Below are 16,140 nucleotides of genomic sequence, written 5' to 3' on the forward strand. Positions count from 1 at the left end.
TTTACTGCGTCTCCAAACATGGGGACGCTATTTTATTTTCAGGAAGAAGGTGTTTGCCCTATTTACGGATACAAACTGATTTCCCTTGGGAGGTTGCTTGTCTAAACTGCCAACCCCCTGGTGGGTCTGGCTGCTGCCGCTGCCGTTTGTCTGGTGGGCATCGGCCGGGCTGGCGATACGGTGGGATGCCGCCGCGGGGCTGGCCGGAATGCTGGCGGCCGTCAACGATCTGTTTGCACAACCGCTGCCGGTCTATTGCACACCTCAAACACCACGCTTTCTGCTGCTCGGCACTGTCCTCTATGCAGTCATCGCCATTGTCGTTACATCCGACCAGAAGAACACCCGCCCCGGCGAGGAACACGGTTCCGCACGCTGGGGTAATGTCTTTTCCTTGAATAGAAAGTATCAGGACAAGACTGGCCCCAACCTGCTGCTGACCCGACATTTTCGCATCGGGGTGGACGGCTACAAGCACAAACACAACACCAACATTCTGGTCGTGGGCGGTTCCGGTGCGGGTAAGACCCGCACCTATGCCGTGCCAAACGTGCTGGAAGCCGCCAGAGCTGGACCGGGCGGGAAAGGCTGTTCGCTGGTCATTACAGATCCAAAGGGAGAAATTCTGCGCAAGACCGGAAGATATTTGCTGAAGCAGGGCTACGAGGTGCGGGTGTTCGACCTCATTGACCCCAACGCCTCCTTCTGTTACAACCCGTTTGTCTATGTGCAGGACGATAAAGACGTGCTCCAACTCATCACCAACCTGATCCAAAACACCACGCCGTCCCATGCGCAAACCAATGATCCATTTTGGGAACGCTCCGAGACCGCCCTGCTGCAAGCCCTCATGCTCTACCTGCTGCACGAAGCCCCGCCAAGCGAGCAGAACTTCGGCATGGTCATGGAGATGCTTGAAAGCGCCGAGGTACGGGAGGAAGATGAAAGCTACCAGTCGCCGCTGGACGTGCTGTTCGAACGGCTCGAGGAACGGGAACCCGACAGCATTGCCGTCAAGCAATACCGCGTCTTCAAGCAAGCCGCGGGCAAAACCGCAAAGTCGATTTTGGTGAGCGTCGGCGTGCGGCTGGCGGCCTTCAACCTGCCGCAGATCAACCGGCTGACGATGACGGACGAGCTGCACCTGGACGAGCTGGGGGAGAAAAAAGTGGCGTTGTTCTGCTGCATCCCGGATTCGGACAAGAGCCTCAACTATCTCGTTGGCATGGTCTATACCCAACTCATTCAGACGCTCTACCGCCAGGCTGACCGCGTCCACAAGGGGCGGCTGCCGGTGCCGGTCCATTGCCTGATGGACGAGTTCCCGAACATTTCGCTGCCCAAGGACAGTTTCCTGTCTGCCTTGGCAACCATGCGTTCCCGCGGCATTTTCTGCTCGATCATCGTGCAGAACATCTCGCAACTCAAAGCTCTATACAAGGACAGCTGGGAATCGCTGATCGGCCTGTGCGACGAGTTTCTCTATCTCGGAGGCAACGAGCAGAGCACGCACAAGTACGTCTCCGAACTGATTGGCAAGGAGACCGTGGACACAACCAGCCACAGCCGCAGCCGGGGCCGCAGCGGCAGCTACAGCACCAGCGAGCAGCAGGTCGCCCGCGACCTGTTGACGCCGGATGAAGTGCGCCTGCTGCCGGACGGCAAATCCGTGCTGTTCGTGCGCGGGGAGAGGCCGGTCATCGACGACAAGTATGACCTGCTGCACCACCCCTGCATCCGCTTCACCGAGGATGGCTGCGCGCCGCCCTACGACTACACCGCAGCCGACCAGGCGGCGGACGACCTGCCCGGCGAGGCTGCCGATTGGGAACTGCTGGATATGGATGATTTTTTGCCGCAGCCTAAGCCGCCCCAACCGCAATTCCGAACCATACAAAGTAAAACCAAAAGGAGATCTGCCTATGAATCCCATGTATCGGAAAAACAGAAACCGGCTGAATAACCGGCCCACCACCCACCGCCTGCGCCGTGGCTTTGCGCTGTACGCCGTTGCCGCTCTGGCCTGCTGCCTGGCAACGCCCGCCCTGGCGGCTGGCGACCCACTGGCCGTCATCGACAACCTGAACACCTTTATTTTCAGCATCATCCGGGCCGTTGGCCTCATCTTGCTCGGCTGGGGCATTGTGCAGGTGGGCCTCTCGCTGCAAAGCCACGACCCGAGCCAGCGCAGCCAGGGCTTTTTGACGCTGGCGGGCGGTATAATTATCACCTTCGCAAAGGAAATCCTCGACCTAATCATCGGGACAGGCGCGTGAAGGCCGCGGCGATCGGCTGCCAGAAGGAGGTGATGCGATACGGACAATAGCTGGATCGTCGATAACTTGACGAATGCCTTGAACACCTGGAACGATAAGCTGGCCGAGATCTGGCAGCTGCTGACCGTCAGCCCGGTCAGCTACAACGGCGGCGCGGTCTGGAACGTCATGACCGGCATCTATGGCGCTTTACAAGCCATTGGATACGGGCTGCTGGTGCTGTTTTTCGCCGCTGGCGTCGTCAAGACCTGCGGCAGCTTTGCCGAGGTTCGCCGCCCGGAGCAGGCGCTCAAGCTGTTTGTGAGGTTTGCCCTTGCCAAAGCAGCCGTGGACTATGGCCTCGACCTCATGCTGGCGGTGTTCGACATTGTGCAGGGGATGGTCTCCCAGGTCATTGGCGCATCGGGGGCGAGCGGCATTGGCGGCACCACGCTGCCGCAGGAACTCATCGACACGATCAACGCCTGCGGCTTTTGGGAGAGCATCCCACTGTGGGCTGTAACTCTTATAGGCAGTCTGCTCATCACGGTGCTGTCCTTTGTCATGGTGCTGACCGTCTATGGCCGGATGTTTTCCCTTTGGATGTACGCCGCCATCGCACCGATCCCGCTGTCGGCTTTTGCCGGCGAACCCACCAGCAGCGTGGGCAAGAACTTTCTGCGCAGCTATGCGGGAGTGTGCTTACAGGGCGTGGCCATCGCCCTGGCCTGCATCATCTTTTCTGCCCTTGCCACCGGCGCACCCACCGTTGACCCCAACGCCAGCGCCATCACGGCGGTGTGGTCCTATGTGGGCTCGCTGGCGTTCAATCTGCTGGTGCTGGTGGGAGCCGTGAAGGGATGCGACCGAATCGTGAAGGAGATTATGGGGCTGTAAGGCGGCCGCCGCACGGCATCAGAACAAGCGAGCGCCAATCATCCGGGGCAAAATTAGCCAATCATCCGGTTGAAAGTCGGCCAATCATCCGAAAAATATTCGGCCAAGTATCCGGTTTGGTCTGCAATCCTCATCTCATCGATTATAATGTGAGTATATTGTGCGGAATGGCAAGTTGCGTTCAGAGGCAAGAAACTTCTTCGGTGCGGAACCAACCTCTGACAATTCGTCAACAGTTGAACCGGATGGCACAGATGGCTACCACGCATCATCCGGAGAATATACGGCAACCAGGTTCAATTCGGCATACGCTGTGTGCCGAATTGCCTGAGCGTTTTATCGATGGTTTCTGCATAGCACCAACGAATGGCGAATAAGCAGATAAGATTGGCAGGCAGTGATCATAAGGACGCCGCAACGATATAGGAGGGTGAAAATGTGAACCGACTGCTGTAAAATTCATCGTTGAATTTTACGCAATAATCCGCTATACTTAAAGCAGAAAGGACGGTGTTTTCCATGCCGAATATCAAGCCAATCTCCGATCTGCGCAATTACAATGAGGTCCTGCGGGATGTCGCGGCCGGGGAGCCGGTATTCCTGACCAAAAATGGCCGCGGTCGCTATGCGGTGGTGGATATTCAGGAGTACGAGAAAAGTCAGGCAATGGTCAAACTGCTGACCGAACTGGCCCGCGGCGTGCGCTCCGGGCAGGAAGAAGGCTGGCTCGCACTGGACGATGTGGAAAAAATGCTGTTGGGGTGAAGTATGGCAAAGGTACAAATCTCCCCGTTGGCACAGCAGGACTTGCTGAATATCCGTCAGTATATTGAAACAGAGCTGGCCAATCCTGTGGCCGCACGCCGCACGGTTGAGCGTGTGCTGAAAGCGATCCGCCAGCTGGAACAATTTCCCTTATCTGGGGCGCCCCTGCAGTATAATGGAGCAGACACAGGGTATCGCTATGTGACCAGCGGCAACTATGTGGCGTTCTATATTGGTACACACACCACTGTGCAGGTGGTGCGGGTGCTATATGGTCGCCGAGATACGATCCGCATCTTGCTGGGAAGCTCGTTCCGGCCAGAGGAACCAGAAGAAGATACAGAATAAACCACTGGGGCAGCCGTAAACGGTTGCCCCTTTTCTATTGAAAGACCCAATTGTGAGACTATAATAAATATCCCCCGGCAAAGCCGGGGGTTTTTCATAGACGGGTAAAACCCTGGAATACTAGCGCACGCGTCACGTCGCGTTGGTACGGTCTGCCAGCCGCGAAGGACTGTTACTTGCCGCCCGTAAACGGGCTTTTTAGATGTTTCCCATCGTTAACTGCTCTCCAGCCTTGTCTTCTTCCAGCTGGCGACGTATGTATTCCTCTATTTTCTTTGCATTTTTGCCTGCTGTGTCCACATAGTACCCTCTGCACCAGAATTCCCGGTTACGATATTTATACTTTAATTCCGGGTACTTCTCGTATATCATCAGGCTGCTCTTCCCTTTCAGGTATCCCATGAAACTGGATACCGAGTATTTGGGAGGTATCTCTACGAGCATGTGTATGTGGTCTGGGCATACTTCTGCTTCTATAATTTTCACTTTCTTCCAGTTACACAGTGTTCGCAGGATTTCTCCCACTTCTCTACGCTTCTGCCCATAAAACACTTTGCGCCGATATTTCGGCGCAAATACTATGTGATATTTGCAATTCCAGCTTGTGTGCGATAAACTATTTACGTCGTTCACTCCGAATGACCTCCCTTTGCTTGGCTTGTGCAGTTGGCAGACCGCACTTCCATTATAGCAAAGGGAGTTTTTCTTTCTGCAGTATCGACTATAGTCTTCTTTGGAACCACTCGCCTAGCGAGTGGTTTTCATTATACAAAATAAAAACCTGGAGCCTGCCAAAACAAGCTCCAGGTTTCATTTCTGGTGTTGGATGATCCACTGCAAAAGTTCGGCGGCGCTCGCCTGGCTTGCCGCGACTGCAAAGATAATGTCGATGAGTTCCTGCTGCGTGTAGGAAAGGTCGATGCCATTCAGCGCAAGAAAGACCAGCATGACATGGGTACCGATCCGCTTGTTGCCATCCACAAAGGGATGGTTGCCAACCAGCCCGAACCCAAGCTGTGCCGCCTTGGCCTGCACAGAAGGGTAGAGGCTTTGCCCGTCGAACGTCTGAAACGGGGCAGCCAACGCCGAGTCCAGCAGTCCCTCGTCACGGACACCGGGCGTTCCGCCGAACTCCTGCAGCAGCTGCTCATGAAGCAGCAGAACCTGCCGTTTTGTCAGCCGCTTCATTTGGCCAGCACCTCATAGGCTTCCTTATTCTTAGCCATGAGGCGTCTGGAAATCGCCAAGACATCCTCATCGGAAGCCTGCTGTTCGCTTTCCAGTTGGCTGAACTCGATCAGGACATAGCGCGGTGTGTTGTTTTTGAGAATGACGGCAGCGCCGTTCTCATCCACCAGCCTTGCCACACGGGAGAAGTTCTGGTTGGCTTCGGTGATGGACACCAGATTGTCTGTATTGATGACCATGTCAGGCACCTCCTTCTGCTACCAGTATACACGAGAAGTAGGAGAAATACAACCTATAAAAAGGAGATGGTTCCCATCGAAATCAAAATCCCCAAAGAAATCCGCAATTATCACGAGAACATCTTTTTCGGGCTGAACGCCCGGCAATTCGTCTGCTCACTGCTGGCGCTTGGCGCGGCGGTGGGCCTCTATTTTTGCCTGCGGCCCATCGTTGGTGCGGAGCAGGTGGGCTGGATGTGCATCCTTGGCGCTGCGCCGTTTGCCGCCTGCGGTTTCTTTTCCTACCACGGCATGACGGCCGAGCAGCTGCTGTGGGCATGGATCAAGTCCGAAATTCTTATGCCCAAACGATTGGTATTCAAGTCGGACTGCCTGTACTACCAGGCCGTACAGCCGGCCATTGCCGAGGGCTGCAAGCGCAAGCGTGCTACCAACCTGAAGAAAACGAAATCGAAACGGAGGAAACGTATGAATAAAAATGAAATGACCAAGACCCCGGAGGCCCGCCATTGACCAAGACGCTGGCAGCCGCCAGGCGCCAGGAGCGCGTGAAGTTCAAGGTCCCGCGCTCGGTCCAGGACGCCATCCCGATCCGCCGCATCTGGCCGGACGGCATCTTCCAGGTGGGTAACCAGTATTCCAAAAGCTGGTCCTTCACCGACATCAACTACGCCATCGCGGACAAGGATGACAAAATGGCGATGTTCCTTGACTACTGCGCCCTGCTCAATGCGCTGGACTCCGGCGCATCGGCCAAAATCACGATCCACAACCGCCGCATCGACAAGGAGGATTTCGAACGGTCGGTGCTGCTGCCGCTGCACGGCGACGCCCTCGACCACTACCGCGAGGAATTCAACGAGATGCTGCGCGCCCAGGTCACCGGCACCAGCAACAGCATGGTGCGCGAGCGCTACCTGACCGTCAGCATCGTCAAGCGCAGCATCGACGAGGCCCGCACCTACTTTGCCCGCGTCGGCACCGACCTGGTCACCCATCTGGCCAAGCTCAGCTCGGTGGCGGCGGAGTTGTCCACGCCCGACCGGCTGCGGCTGCTGCGGGATTTCTTCAAGGCCGGTCAGCCGCCTGCCTTCGATTTCGACCTGCGCCAGCACGCGAAGCGCGGCCACAGCTTCAAGGACTGGCTCTGCCCCGACAGCATGGAGTTCGCCGCCGACCACTTCCAAATCGACGCCCGCTTCGGGCGGGTGTTGTATCTGCAGGATTATGCCAGCTATATCAAGGACAGCTTCCTCTCGGAACTGTGCGACCTCGACCGCAGCATGATGCTGTCCATCGATATCCTGCCGGTACCCACCGACGAAGCCGCCCGCCAGATGCAGAACACGCTGCTGGGGGTGGAAACGAACATTGCCAACTGGCAGCGCAAACAGAACGCCGCCAACAACTGGTCGGCCACGATTCCTTACGACATGGAGCTCCAGCGCAAGGAAACCAAGGAGATGCTGGACGACCTGACCACCCGCGATCAGCGCATGATGTTCGGGCTGGTGACGCTCGTCCACATGGCCGACAGCCAGCAGCAGCTCGACAGCGACACTGAGACGCTGCAATCGGTGGGGCGCAAGCACCTGTGCCAGCTTTCCACCTTGCGCTGGCAGCAGAAGGACGGCCTGGACACCGTGCTGCCCTACGGCCTGCGCCGCATCCAGGCGCTGCGCACGCTGACCACCGAGAGCACCGCCGTGCTGATCCCGTTCCGCGCCCAGGAGATCTTGCAGCCCGGCGGTATCTACTACGGTCAGAACGCCGTAAGCAAGAATATGATCGTGGCCGACCGCACGAAACTGCTGAACGGCAACAGCTTCCGTCTGGGCGTGTCGGGCTCCGGCAAGTCGATGAGTGCCAAGGAAGAACTCGTGCAGATTGCGCTGGCAACCGAGGATGACATTCTCATCCTTGACCCCGAAAGCGAGTTTGGCCACCTGACCCGTGCGCTGGGCGGCGAGGTCATCCAGATCTCGGCCACCTCCGACACCCACATCAATGCGCTCGACATGGATCGCAGCTACGGCGACGAGCGCAACCCCATTGTCGCCAAAAGCGAGTTTGTGCTGTCGCTGTATGAGCAGTTGGTCGGCGGCGGGCAGGTGACGGCCAAGGAGAAGTCCATTTTGGGAAGATGCACCGAATTGGTTTACCAGCCATACATTCGCAACGGCTACCGGGGCACGCCGCCGACGCTGCGCGACTTTTACCGCCTGCTCAAGCTGCAGCCGGAACCGGAGGCCCAGGGGCTGGCGCTGGCCAGTGAGCTGTTTATCACGGGCACGCTCAACACCTTTGCCAAGTACACCAACGTCGATACCCAGGCCCGCATCATCGACTACGACATCCGGGAACTGGGCGAGCAGCTCATGCCGCTGGGGATGCTGGTGACGCTGGATGCCATCTACAACCGGGTCATCCAGAACCAGAAGCGCGGCAAGCGCACCTGGATCGTGGCGGATGAGTTTTACATCCTTTTTCGGTATGAGTACAGCGCCAACTTTTTCTACAAGCTGTGGAAGCGCATCCGCAAGTACAATGGTTTGATCACCGGGTTGACCCAAAATGTGGATGAGCTGCTGCGCTCCGACACGGCTCGTCTGATGCTGGCGAACAGCGAGTTCCTGATCCTGCTCAACCAGAGCGCCACCGACCGGGAGGAACTGGCCAAGCTGCTGCATATCTCGGATACCCAGCTCGGCTACATCACCGATGTCCCCGCCGGCTGCGGCCTGATCCGTTGCGGCGGCCAGCTCGTACCGTTCACCAATGCCTTCCCGCAAAATACCGACCTCTATCGTCTGATGAGCACCCGGCCGGGTGAGATGCTGAACTGACGATGCGGCGGACAAATAAAAACAGAGGGCCGCCCGGTCCTCCATAAAAGCACATATCAAAAGTTCCAGATGTTGTTTTCCAGCCCCCGCAGCCGGGCACGGAAATCGGCAGCCATTTTAGGCGCATCCGCCACATCCGGGAAGGTTACGAAGTAATCGTCCCCGGCCTGGTGAAAGCTCACCACGCCGGCCAGACCCGCCATCTCGGCCACCTTGACGAGCGAGTGAAAATCATATTCCAGCGAACTGATCATCAGGTTCATCGAAAACACACCTTTTGTTTCGTATCGCATTTGTTCCGAAAGCCAGATGCAACACCGCCAGCGCTCTATTTCGCCTGTGCCGGTGGCGACAACAACTGCTCAATCAGGTAGTGATACTCCGGCAACTGTGCATCATACGGCTGAACGCGGCGCAAAAACTCGTCTCGCTCCAGCTTATGCATCTGCCAAAGTTCATACTCGCGGTCGTTTTCAAGAAGGATGTCGTTGCCGATCTCAGTATAACACTTGTCGCAGATCTCTTCGGCAGAGTGGATCTCATCGGCACCATCAAAGCAGTCGCGTGTGGTATCAATAAAGAGCGACACATAGCACTGCCGTTTATTCGACCAGACGATCTCAAGATAATCTGCCTGGTCAATAAACGGGTTGAACACAGTCAGAACTCGCTCGATCTCGCGCTTCTGTTGATCGGTATACATGGTCCCCTCCTTACGCCAAGTCGGCAAAGCTCATCTGCCCATCCTCGCAGCTTCGTTCCAGCACCGGCGGCACGATGGTCAGCAGCGTCAGTGCCGCCTGCGGGTCGGTCAGCCAGGGGCGTACCTGGTCATGGGACAGAATCAGCGGCATACGGTCGTGGATGCCTTCGACCGAGGCATTGGGCGCGGTGGTCAGCACCACATAGCAGTTGGTGCCGTCCACATTGTCGTAGATTCCCGCCAGGTAGATCGGTTTGCCCGGCACCTGGAAGAAATACTTGTGCTTGCCCGCGTCCCATTCGTAATACCCGCTGGCCGGGATGACGCACCGCTGGGCTGCCATGCTGCGGCGGAACATTGGCTTTTCACAAACGGTCTCGGCGCGGGCGTTGATCATCAGCCCGCCGCGCCAGCCGGGGATGCCCCAACGCTGGAACTCGGCCACGACCTTGTCGCCGCTGGCGATCAGTACCGGTGCGACCTGGGTGGGGGCCACATCGCCGGCCATCGGGAAATTCAGTTCGCCCGGGAACTGCCCGCGGCTGCGGCGCTCGGCGTCGCGGATGATCTTTTGCATCTCGCGGCTTTCTTTGGAAGAAAACTGGTAACGGCCACACATGGCGTTCGCCCCCTTCTATAAGGAACAGCATCGGCAACTTATATGCAATAGCTTACCCCACCACGACCCCCGCAATGCGGAACTCGTCGCTTTCCCGCACCGGGATGGGGGAATAAGCCGGATTGAGTGAGACCAGATACACGCCGTCTGCATCATATTTCAGCTTTTTGCAGTAGCCTTGCTCGTTCAACACACACAGAACGATCTCGCCATTCTCGGCCTGCTCGGCCTTGCGCGCCCAGACGATCTGCCCGTCCGCAAACCGCGGCGACATACTGTCGCCCGCCAAGCGGACGCCGAATTCGGCCCTGGCCGGGACGGCATCGTCCACCTCCATCTCCTCGGCCAGATCGTCGTCCAGCCACTGGCCGGTGCCAGCGGAGGCAGGCTGCAAATAGACCGGCAGCGTGCGCAGACGATGTACGGCGGGCAGTTCCCTGAATTCGTCCGATTGCAGCAGCAGCCGGCGGTATTCCTCCAGCCGGTCCATCCCCAGCCGGTTGAGCTGCGGGCCGTCCACCTGGCTGAACAATTCGGAAACTTCGTGATAGCCCAGCGCCCGTGCCAGCGCGATGGCCTGGGTCACTTTGGGTTCGCTGTCGCCCTGTTCCCAGGCGATGAGGGTACGGGCAACGGCCGTCTTGCCCGCAGGCAGATACTCCCGCATTTTGTGCACGGTCTGCTCGCGGGTCAGTTTCTGCGCCTCCCGCGCCGCCTTGATGCGTTCATTCCAGCTCATAGCGCGCCTCCCTATACTTCTATGTCCTTATCATAGCATAGCCGGGACCGCAAGTCAAGCATACAATTACATGGATTTTCAAACATAAAGCCTTGAAAGTGAAGAAACAAGCAATTATAATAAGGCTGAAGGGGGTTGTCGTATGTCAGGCCGACACATACTCCATGTCGATGCCAACAGCTTCTATTCTTCGGTTGAAATGCAGGAAAACCCCACCTTACGTGGCAAACGGATCGCCGTCTGCGGCTCGAAGGAGGACCGGCACGGCATCGTGCTGACCGCCAGCTACCCGGCCAAGCGGATGGGGGTCAAGACCGGCATGGCCATCTGGGAGGCGCAGCGGTGCTGCCGCGACCTCATCATCGTGCCGCCGCACTACCGCGAGTATATGCGGTACAGCGGCTATATGCGGGAGATTTTGCAGGACTACACCGACCAGGTCGAGGCGTTTGGCCTGGATGAAAGCTGGGCGGATGTGAGCGGCAGTGTGGGCTTGTTCGGCAGCGCCATGACCATTGCGCGGGAGATCAGCGAGAGGGTCAAACGGGAGCTGGGAATCACGGTGAGCATCGGCGTTTCCGACAATAAAGTCACCGCAAAATTGGGCAGCGACTACAAAAAGCCGGACGCCATCACCCGCATTGAGGCGGATAATTACAAGGAGATCGTCTACCCGCTGCCGGTGCAGGACCTGCTCTATGTGGGTCACGCCACCCAGCACAAGCTCAATTATTATGGCATCCGCACGATTGGCCAGCTGGCGCAGACCAACCCGGAGACTCTGCATGGCTGGTTCGGCAAGGTGGGGTACTCGCTGTCGGCCTTCGCCCGCGGGCTGGACGCCTCGCCGGTGGCGAAGCAGGACCATGTGGCAGCGGTCAAGAGCGTGGGCAACAGCGGCACCACGCCGCGGGACCTCGTCAACAACGAGGATGTCTGGCTTATGCTGTTGGTCATGGCCGAGAGCGTTGCCATGCGGATGCGGGAACTGAACATGAAATGCACCGTGGTGGAGGTCAGCGTCCGGGACAGCGACCTGAACGGCTTTGTCCGCCAGCGCAAGATCGAAACGCCCACGAGCAGCAGTCTGGAGATCGCGCAGGTTGCCTTTGACCTGTTCAAAAGCAACTACCGCTGGGGCAAACCGCTGCGTGGCGTCGGTGTGCGCGGAGCCTCGCTGGTGCCCGCCGATACGCCGGTGCAGCTGGGTTTCTTCTGCAATGCAGAAAAGAGAGAAAAGCTGGAGCGGCTGGACAAGGCGGTGGACGGCGTGCGCGAACGGTACGGGTACACCAGCGTCCAGCGGGCGCGGATCTACACCGACCGCGGGCTGGGGGCGATCAACCCCAAGGATGACCACACGGTGCATCCGGTGGGGTTCTTTAACGCGGGATAAGAAATTTTGATGAGCGGCAAGGAGGCGCAGCGCAATGTCACGCAAGATCATTGGACGCGAAAAGCGGTATGTGGAAGTGGATGTCCGCTTCGAGCCGGACGGCCACCTGCGGCCGCTGGCGATCCGCTTTGGCCCGGAGCAGGTGTACGAGATCGACAAGATCAAGGATGTCAGCCGCCGCGCCGCCGAGGTGGGCGGTGTGGGGGATCGGTATGCCTGTGTGATCCACGGCCAGGAAACGAACCTCTGGATGGAAAAGGGACGATGGTTTGTGGAGGCCAAGCTGGTGGCCAAAGCGTGATATAATGCAGCCTTTATATAAAGCAAATGCCGCGGGTGCAGGTGTGAATCGGGTGATTCGGGAACCTGCCTCGCGGCGTTTTGCATCTATATGATGGCACGAAGCCTTATTTGTTGTCCGCGATCGGCCGGGCGATTGCCCTGGCATGGCCTTAAGCGGTGGGAACGGTATCGAGATTTCGGTACCGTTTTGTCTATGACTATAAGATACAGGATAATTTTGACAACCATTTGAAGTCTGTTTGAAGAAACTTCAAACAATTTATCACCAATTTGTGAAGGAGGCGATTGATGATATGGTAGAACCCAAACAGAAACCGGCAGGCAAGCCTGTCCACACGGCAGACAAAGCCCGCCTGCCGCGCACCGCGATGCGCGCCGTCTGGCTGCGCACCCGCGAAGGCACCCGGCGGCTTGTCGCGGAGGAACACCGGGATGGGCAGTATCAGGAAGCAGCGGCTCAAGAAGAACGCGCCGTGGATGCGGTTGCTTCCGCAACAGAAACGGCTGTCGGTACCGCGCTGCGCAGCGGAAAAAAGCTGGCGCAGCAGGTCGCCCAAAAGCGGAGGTCGGAAAAAACAGCGGAGCGGACAATGGACATAGGGACTCGGCCGCCGACAGATGTGCCGGGCAATCCGGATTCCCGGAACACTGCCGCTTCACCTTATTATAAAAGGCGGAACAGGCAGAGTCAGCCGGCGCGGAGACGATTCACAGCATTCCCAACGCAGATAGACGGAAATCAAGTGCGCCAGGCGGAAGCCGACAATCTCCACCAGAGCCGTCTGCGGCATGATTCGCTGGCGCGGTTCCAGGTAACCACACGGCGAAAAGCACAGCCGCAGCAAGCACCACTGCCCAAAACAGTATCTGCCGCCGGTAAGAAATCATCCAAAGCCCTACTTGCACAAACCCGAGCCGCCAAAACTGTGCAACGTGCCAAGCAGGCCGCACAGGCGGCCGGCTCGGCGGCGAAAAAGACGGCGGATGCCGTCATGGCGGGGCTCAAAACTCTGTGGGCTGCCACCCATACACTGGTGTTGGCCATCGCGGCGGGCGGAGCCTGCGCGGTGCTGGTCGTTATGATCGTCTGCATGATTGCGCTGGTGATCGGCTCGGGATTCGGCATCTTCTTTGCCGCAGAACCCGCCGGGGACGGCATGAGCCTGGCCGACGCCATCACCCAACTCAACGGCGAATACCAGGACCGGCTGGAAGAGATCGAGAACGACCACCCCCACGACCGCCTTGCGATCACCTCCAATGACGGCAGTTATGCCATCGCCTGGCAGGATGTCCTGGCAGTTTTCGCTGCCCGCACCAGCGGAGCCGAGAACGGCGCACCGGTGGCGTATCTGGACGAGGCCAACCTGGAGCGGCTGCGGCAGATCATGTGGGACATGAACGAAATCACCTGGGAAGTCGAGACACAGACCCACGAGGTAGAGACTACCCCGGCCACCGACACAACAGCCGACGCCACGGCAGCTACGACGGGAGAAGATTTCGGCACCCGCACAGCCTCGGCATCGGAACGCAGCGGCGGAGAGGGAACGCCCGCTTCTACTACCTCTGGCGCAGACGATCCGAGCACAGATAATTCAGATGAAAATGAGGACGGCCCCGCCACCACCACGGTGACCGAGACCGTCCTTATTCTAACTTTACACCACAAAACCGCCGAGGAAATGCGCGAGGAATATCGCTTCAACCCCCGCCAGAACGAGTACCTGACCCTGCTCAGTGCCGAGGACGCAGCCCCGCTCTGGGCCGATCTGCTCGGCGGCTTTGCCATGGGCGAGCTGGGCGGCGAGATCTTGGCGCCTGGTTCCGATACCACACTGGCCGATGGTGCCCTGCAATGGCCGCTGCCGGTGGCGGGCACGATCACCTCGCCGCAGGGCTACCGTACCGACCCGATCACCGGCGAAACCAGCTACCACAGCGGCACCGACATCGCTGTGCCCGAGGGCACCCCGATCCTGGCCGCCGCCGACGGCACCGTGACCATCGCCAACGCCCTTGACAGTTGGGGCGGCAGCTACGGCTACTACGTCAAAATCGACCACGGCGGCGGGCTGACCACGCTGTATGCGCATTGCTCGAGCATCTGCGTCACGACAGGCCAGCAGGTCAAAGCCGGCGAGGTCATCGCCTACGTCGGCCAGACCGGCCGCGCTACGGGACCGCATCTGCATTTTGAGGTTCATTCGTCCTGATGAGCAGTGTTTGTGTCCGAGTCCTCTTTGCCGGATGCCCTATGTACCTTCTCCAGCACCTCCCGCAAAACTGGCGGCACGGGCGCGCCCATCTCGGCGGCGTTTTCCAGAATGCTGCCCAGCTCCGTGGCGATGTACCAGGTCAGGACAATGGGCGTCAGCAGCATATCGTAGTCGAATGGCAGCTGCAGGCCGGGCACATGGTTGATTACCAGGCCCAAAAAGATGTCGGTCAGAACGCTCACACAGATCATAATCGTGCTGCCGCCCTTGTGCCACAGCCCCTGCCGCGCCTTGCTGGAGTTCCACGCCTTCTCCTTGATGGCCAGTGCGGTACCCGTCGCGCAATCCAGTAACATACAAATCGCATACAAAACCGCCAGCCACCCCAGCCAGCCGTGCAGGGCGGCCCACAGCCCGAGCGCCCCGACGCTCGCCAGTTTTTCCATTGTATCAGTCTGCATAGTTTTTCTCCTTCGTTGATGTGTTTCAAAAAATAAAGAGAGCAAACGGCGTCAAATGTAAACTGCTTTACATTTTTCCGTCTTTGCTCTCTTTATCTTTTGAGCGGCCGCTCAAAAAAACATAAAGGAGAAATGACAAATGGCTTACGAATTCAACCACTACTATGAACTGCAAAACGTGCAGACCCGGAAGTATGTGAATATCCTGGGCAACCATGAGGACGGCACCGTCAAGAATGGCGAGACGGTCAACTTGTTCGCGCGGACGGACAACCCTGACCAGCGTTGGGCGCTGGAAAACTACGGCGGCAGTGGGAATGTGCGGATCGTGCTGCAGCGCGGCGAGGGCTGGTATGCGCTGAACTACAATGTAAGCAACGCCAACTGCATTGTCTGGCACCTGAACACGGCGGAGGACACCGATACGGTCATCACCACCATCCCGGCTGACGGCAAGGCAAATACCTACTACTTTATGCTGCGGGATCGCTCACTTTATTTGACGGCGGTGGGAACTTCGCTAAAGTGGCAGCCTTACACTGGCGGCGAAGAGCAGATGTTCACGATCCTCGAACCCGGCACCGGCGGCGATGGCGGCGACGAGGGGGATGTCTCGACCGTGCCGGATTCCGACCTGGTTACCCGGTTCATTCCCGCATACGAGGGCAATTACACCAAGAACCGCACGGCACAGGGTGGTGTGATCTCGGAAATTACCATCCACCATTGCGCCGGCGTAATGACCATTGATTCCCTGGGCGCGCTTTGGCAGCGTGTGGGGCGGGAAGGTTCCTCGCACTATGGCGTCTCGGAGACCGAGATCGGCCAGTATGTGCATGAAAGCGACGTGGCTTGGACGAATGGCAACTGGGAGGCAAACTGCCGTGCTGTGACGATTGAGACTTCCAACAGCGGCGGCGCGCCGCAGTGGCCGGTTTCGGACACGACCTTTGCAACGCTCGTCACCCTGGTGGCGGATATTGCCCGCCGCAACGGGCTGGGCAAGCTCATCAAGGGGCAGAACCTGACCTGGCACAGCATGTACGCCGCCACCGCCTGCCCGGGACCGTACCTGTCCGGCAAGCTGCAGGAACTGGTCGACCGGGCCAACATGATCAACGGGTTCTAAAAAAATTTTTGATTTTTTTATTTTGACTGTTTA

Annotated in this window: 18 protein-coding genes and 1 pseudogene; 11 read left to right on the forward strand and 8 right to left on the reverse strand. The window is 58.2% G+C overall.

What is annotated here, in order from left to right; all coding sequences use genetic code 11:
• Positions 1-97 precede the first annotated feature (97 nt).
• The 5 genes from H6B15_RS05645 to H6B15_RS05665 all read left to right on the forward strand — a co-directional run bounded on the left by H6B15_RS05645 (position 98) and on the right by H6B15_RS05665 (position 4,265).
• Entirely contained in the window at positions 98-1,963 is a 1,866-nt protein-coding gene (locus H6B15_RS05645; RefSeq protein ID WP_243424296.1) for a VirD4-like conjugal transfer protein, CD1115 family, read from the forward strand.
• On the forward strand, positions 1,932-2,276 hold the full coding sequence (locus H6B15_RS05650) for a hypothetical protein (RefSeq protein ID WP_430661827.1): 345 nt from the start codon (positions 1,932-1,934) through the stop codon (positions 2,274-2,276). The genes H6B15_RS05645 and H6B15_RS05650 overlap by 32 nt, the downstream gene beginning before the upstream one ends.
• 66 nt (positions 2,277-2,342) lie before the next feature.
• Positions 2,343-3,152, forward strand: a complete 810-nt coding sequence (locus H6B15_RS05655; protein WP_207751494.1) for a hypothetical protein — start codon at positions 2,343-2,345, stop codon at positions 3,150-3,152.
• A 519-nt stretch (positions 3,153-3,671) separates the two neighbouring features.
• Entirely contained in the window at positions 3,672-3,917 is a 246-nt protein-coding gene (locus H6B15_RS05660; RefSeq protein WP_204646965.1) for a type II toxin-antitoxin system prevent-host-death family antitoxin, read from the forward strand.
• A gap of 3 nt (positions 3,918-3,920) precedes the next feature.
• On the forward strand, positions 3,921-4,265 hold the full coding sequence (locus H6B15_RS05665) for a type II toxin-antitoxin system RelE/ParE family toxin (protein ID WP_204646966.1): 345 nt from the start codon (positions 3,921-3,923) through the stop codon (positions 4,263-4,265).
• 172 nt (positions 4,266-4,437) lie between these two features.
• Here the strand turns inward: H6B15_RS05665 and tnpA are convergent.
• The 3 genes and pseudogenes from tnpA to H6B15_RS05680 form a co-directional block, all read right to left on the reverse strand.
• Positions 4,438-4,898, reverse strand: a pseudogene (gene tnpA / locus H6B15_RS05670) (IS200/IS605 family transposase).
• Between the two features lie 177 nt (positions 4,899-5,075).
• Positions 5,076-5,453, reverse strand: a complete 378-nt coding sequence (locus H6B15_RS05675) for a type II toxin-antitoxin system death-on-curing family toxin (protein WP_204646974.1) — start codon at positions 5,451-5,453, stop codon at positions 5,076-5,078.
• On the reverse strand, positions 5,450-5,692 hold the full coding sequence (locus tag H6B15_RS05680; RefSeq protein ID WP_204646982.1) for a type II toxin-antitoxin system Phd/YefM family antitoxin: 243 nt from the start codon (positions 5,690-5,692) through the stop codon (positions 5,450-5,452). The genes H6B15_RS05675 and H6B15_RS05680 overlap by 4 nt, the downstream gene beginning before the upstream one ends.
• Before the next feature lie 75 nt (positions 5,693-5,767).
• Between H6B15_RS05680 and H6B15_RS05685 the strand changes: the two genes are divergently transcribed.
• Positions 5,768-6,205: a PrgI family mobile element protein gene (locus tag H6B15_RS05685; RefSeq protein ID WP_204647040.1), complete on the forward strand. Its 438-nt coding sequence runs from the start codon at positions 5,768-5,770 to the stop codon at positions 6,203-6,205.
• Positions 6,202-8,538, forward strand: a complete 2,337-nt coding sequence (locus tag H6B15_RS05690; protein ID WP_204646985.1) for a VirB4-like conjugal transfer ATPase, CD1110 family — start codon at positions 6,202-6,204, stop codon at positions 8,536-8,538. The genes H6B15_RS05685 and H6B15_RS05690 overlap by 4 nt, the downstream gene beginning before the upstream one ends.
• A 56-nt stretch (positions 8,539-8,594) precedes the next feature.
• Here the strand turns inward: H6B15_RS05690 and H6B15_RS05695 are convergent, their stop codons facing one another.
• From H6B15_RS05695 to H6B15_RS05710, 4 genes are all read right to left on the reverse strand, one after another.
• Entirely contained in the window at positions 8,595-8,801 is a 207-nt protein-coding gene (locus tag H6B15_RS05695) for a hypothetical protein (protein ID WP_204646987.1), read from the reverse strand.
• 65 nt (positions 8,802-8,866) lie between these two features.
• Entirely contained in the window at positions 8,867-9,241 is a 375-nt protein-coding gene (locus H6B15_RS05700) for a hypothetical protein (RefSeq protein WP_204646989.1), read from the reverse strand.
• A gap of 10 nt (positions 9,242-9,251) precedes the next feature.
• Positions 9,252-9,860, reverse strand: a complete 609-nt coding sequence (locus tag H6B15_RS05705; RefSeq protein ID WP_204646990.1) for an SOS response-associated peptidase — start codon at positions 9,858-9,860, stop codon at positions 9,252-9,254.
• Between the two features lie 52 nt (positions 9,861-9,912).
• Entirely contained in the window at positions 9,913-10,599 is a 687-nt protein-coding gene (locus H6B15_RS05710) for an XRE family transcriptional regulator (RefSeq protein WP_204646991.1), read from the reverse strand.
• 142 nt (positions 10,600-10,741) lie between these two features.
• On the opposite strand from H6B15_RS05710, the gene dinB reads away from it, so the two are divergent.
• The 3 genes from dinB to H6B15_RS15475 all read left to right on the forward strand — a co-directional run bounded on the left by dinB (position 10,742) and on the right by H6B15_RS15475 (position 14,514).
• On the forward strand, positions 10,742-11,995 hold the full coding sequence (gene dinB / locus H6B15_RS05715; RefSeq protein WP_204646995.1) for a DNA polymerase IV: 1,254 nt from the start codon (positions 10,742-10,744) through the stop codon (positions 11,993-11,995).
• 34 nt (positions 11,996-12,029) lie between these two features.
• On the forward strand, positions 12,030-12,296 hold the full coding sequence (locus H6B15_RS05720; RefSeq protein ID WP_204646996.1) for a hypothetical protein: 267 nt from the start codon (positions 12,030-12,032) through the stop codon (positions 12,294-12,296).
• Between the two features lie 241 nt (positions 12,297-12,537).
• The gene (locus H6B15_RS15475; protein ID WP_243424298.1) at positions 12,538-14,514 is read left to right on the forward strand and encodes a M23 family metallopeptidase; all 1,977 of its coding nucleotides are present in this window, start codon (positions 12,538-12,540) and stop codon (positions 14,512-14,514) included.
• On the opposite strand, the gene H6B15_RS05730 is transcribed toward H6B15_RS15475, so the two are convergent.
• Complete coding sequence (locus H6B15_RS05730; protein WP_204646997.1) at positions 14,502-14,978, reverse strand: phage holin family protein; 477 nt, start codon at positions 14,976-14,978, stop codon at positions 14,502-14,504. The two genes, H6B15_RS15475 and H6B15_RS05730, sit on opposite strands and share 13 nt — an antisense overlap.
• Positions 14,979-15,117: 139 nt before the next feature.
• On the opposite strand from H6B15_RS05730, the gene H6B15_RS05735 reads away from it, so the two are divergent.
• The gene (locus H6B15_RS05735) at positions 15,118-16,107 is read left to right on the forward strand and encodes an N-acetylmuramoyl-L-alanine amidase (protein WP_204646998.1); all 990 of its coding nucleotides are present in this window, start codon (positions 15,118-15,120) and stop codon (positions 16,105-16,107) included.
• Positions 16,108-16,140: the final 33 nt, after the last annotated feature.

Origin of the sequence: Gemmiger formicilis (genome assembly GCF_016900095.1) — a bacterium.
Lineage (GTDB): Bacteria > Bacillota > Clostridia > Oscillospirales > Ruminococcaceae > Gemmiger > Gemmiger formicilis_A.

Excerpts from the sequence above, each read along its gene's own strand:
- H6B15_RS05665 (WP_204646966.1), top strand. The coding sequence starts at position 3,921 with ATGGCAAAGGTACAAATCTCCCCGTTGGCACAGCAGGACTTGCTGAAT.
- H6B15_RS05700 (WP_204646989.1), bottom strand. The coding sequence starts at position 9,241 with ATGTATACCGATCAACAGAAGCGCGAGATCGAGCGAGTTCTGACTGTG.
- dinB (WP_204646995.1), top strand. The coding sequence starts at position 10,742 with ATGTCAGGCCGACACATACTCCATGTCGATGCCAACAGCTTCTATTCT.
- H6B15_RS05705 (WP_204646990.1), bottom strand. The coding sequence starts at position 9,860 with ATGTGTGGCCGTTACCAGTTTTCTTCCAAAGAAAGCCGCGAGATGCAA.
- H6B15_RS05680 (WP_204646982.1), bottom strand. The coding sequence starts at position 5,692 with ATGGTCATCAATACAGACAATCTGGTGTCCATCACCGAAGCCAACCAG.
- H6B15_RS05720 (WP_204646996.1), top strand. The coding sequence starts at position 12,030 with ATGTCACGCAAGATCATTGGACGCGAAAAGCGGTATGTGGAAGTGGAT.
- H6B15_RS05735 (WP_204646998.1), top strand. The coding sequence starts at position 15,118 with ATGGCTTACGAATTCAACCACTACTATGAACTGCAAAACGTGCAGACC.
- H6B15_RS05650 (WP_430661827.1), top strand. The coding sequence starts at position 1,932 with ATGTATCGGAAAAACAGAAACCGGCTGAATAACCGGCCCACCACCCAC.
- H6B15_RS05695 (WP_204646987.1), bottom strand. The coding sequence starts at position 8,801 with ATGAACCTGATGATCAGTTCGCTGGAATATGATTTTCACTCGCTCGTC.
- H6B15_RS05660 (WP_204646965.1), top strand. The coding sequence starts at position 3,672 with ATGCCGAATATCAAGCCAATCTCCGATCTGCGCAATTACAATGAGGTC.
- H6B15_RS05675 (WP_204646974.1), bottom strand. The coding sequence starts at position 5,453 with ATGAAGCGGCTGACAAAACGGCAGGTTCTGCTGCTTCATGAGCAGCTG.
- H6B15_RS05710 (WP_204646991.1), bottom strand. The coding sequence starts at position 10,599 with ATGAGCTGGAATGAACGCATCAAGGCGGCGCGGGAGGCGCAGAAACTG.
- H6B15_RS05730 (WP_204646997.1), bottom strand. The coding sequence starts at position 14,978 with ATGCAGACTGATACAATGGAAAAACTGGCGAGCGTCGGGGCGCTCGGG.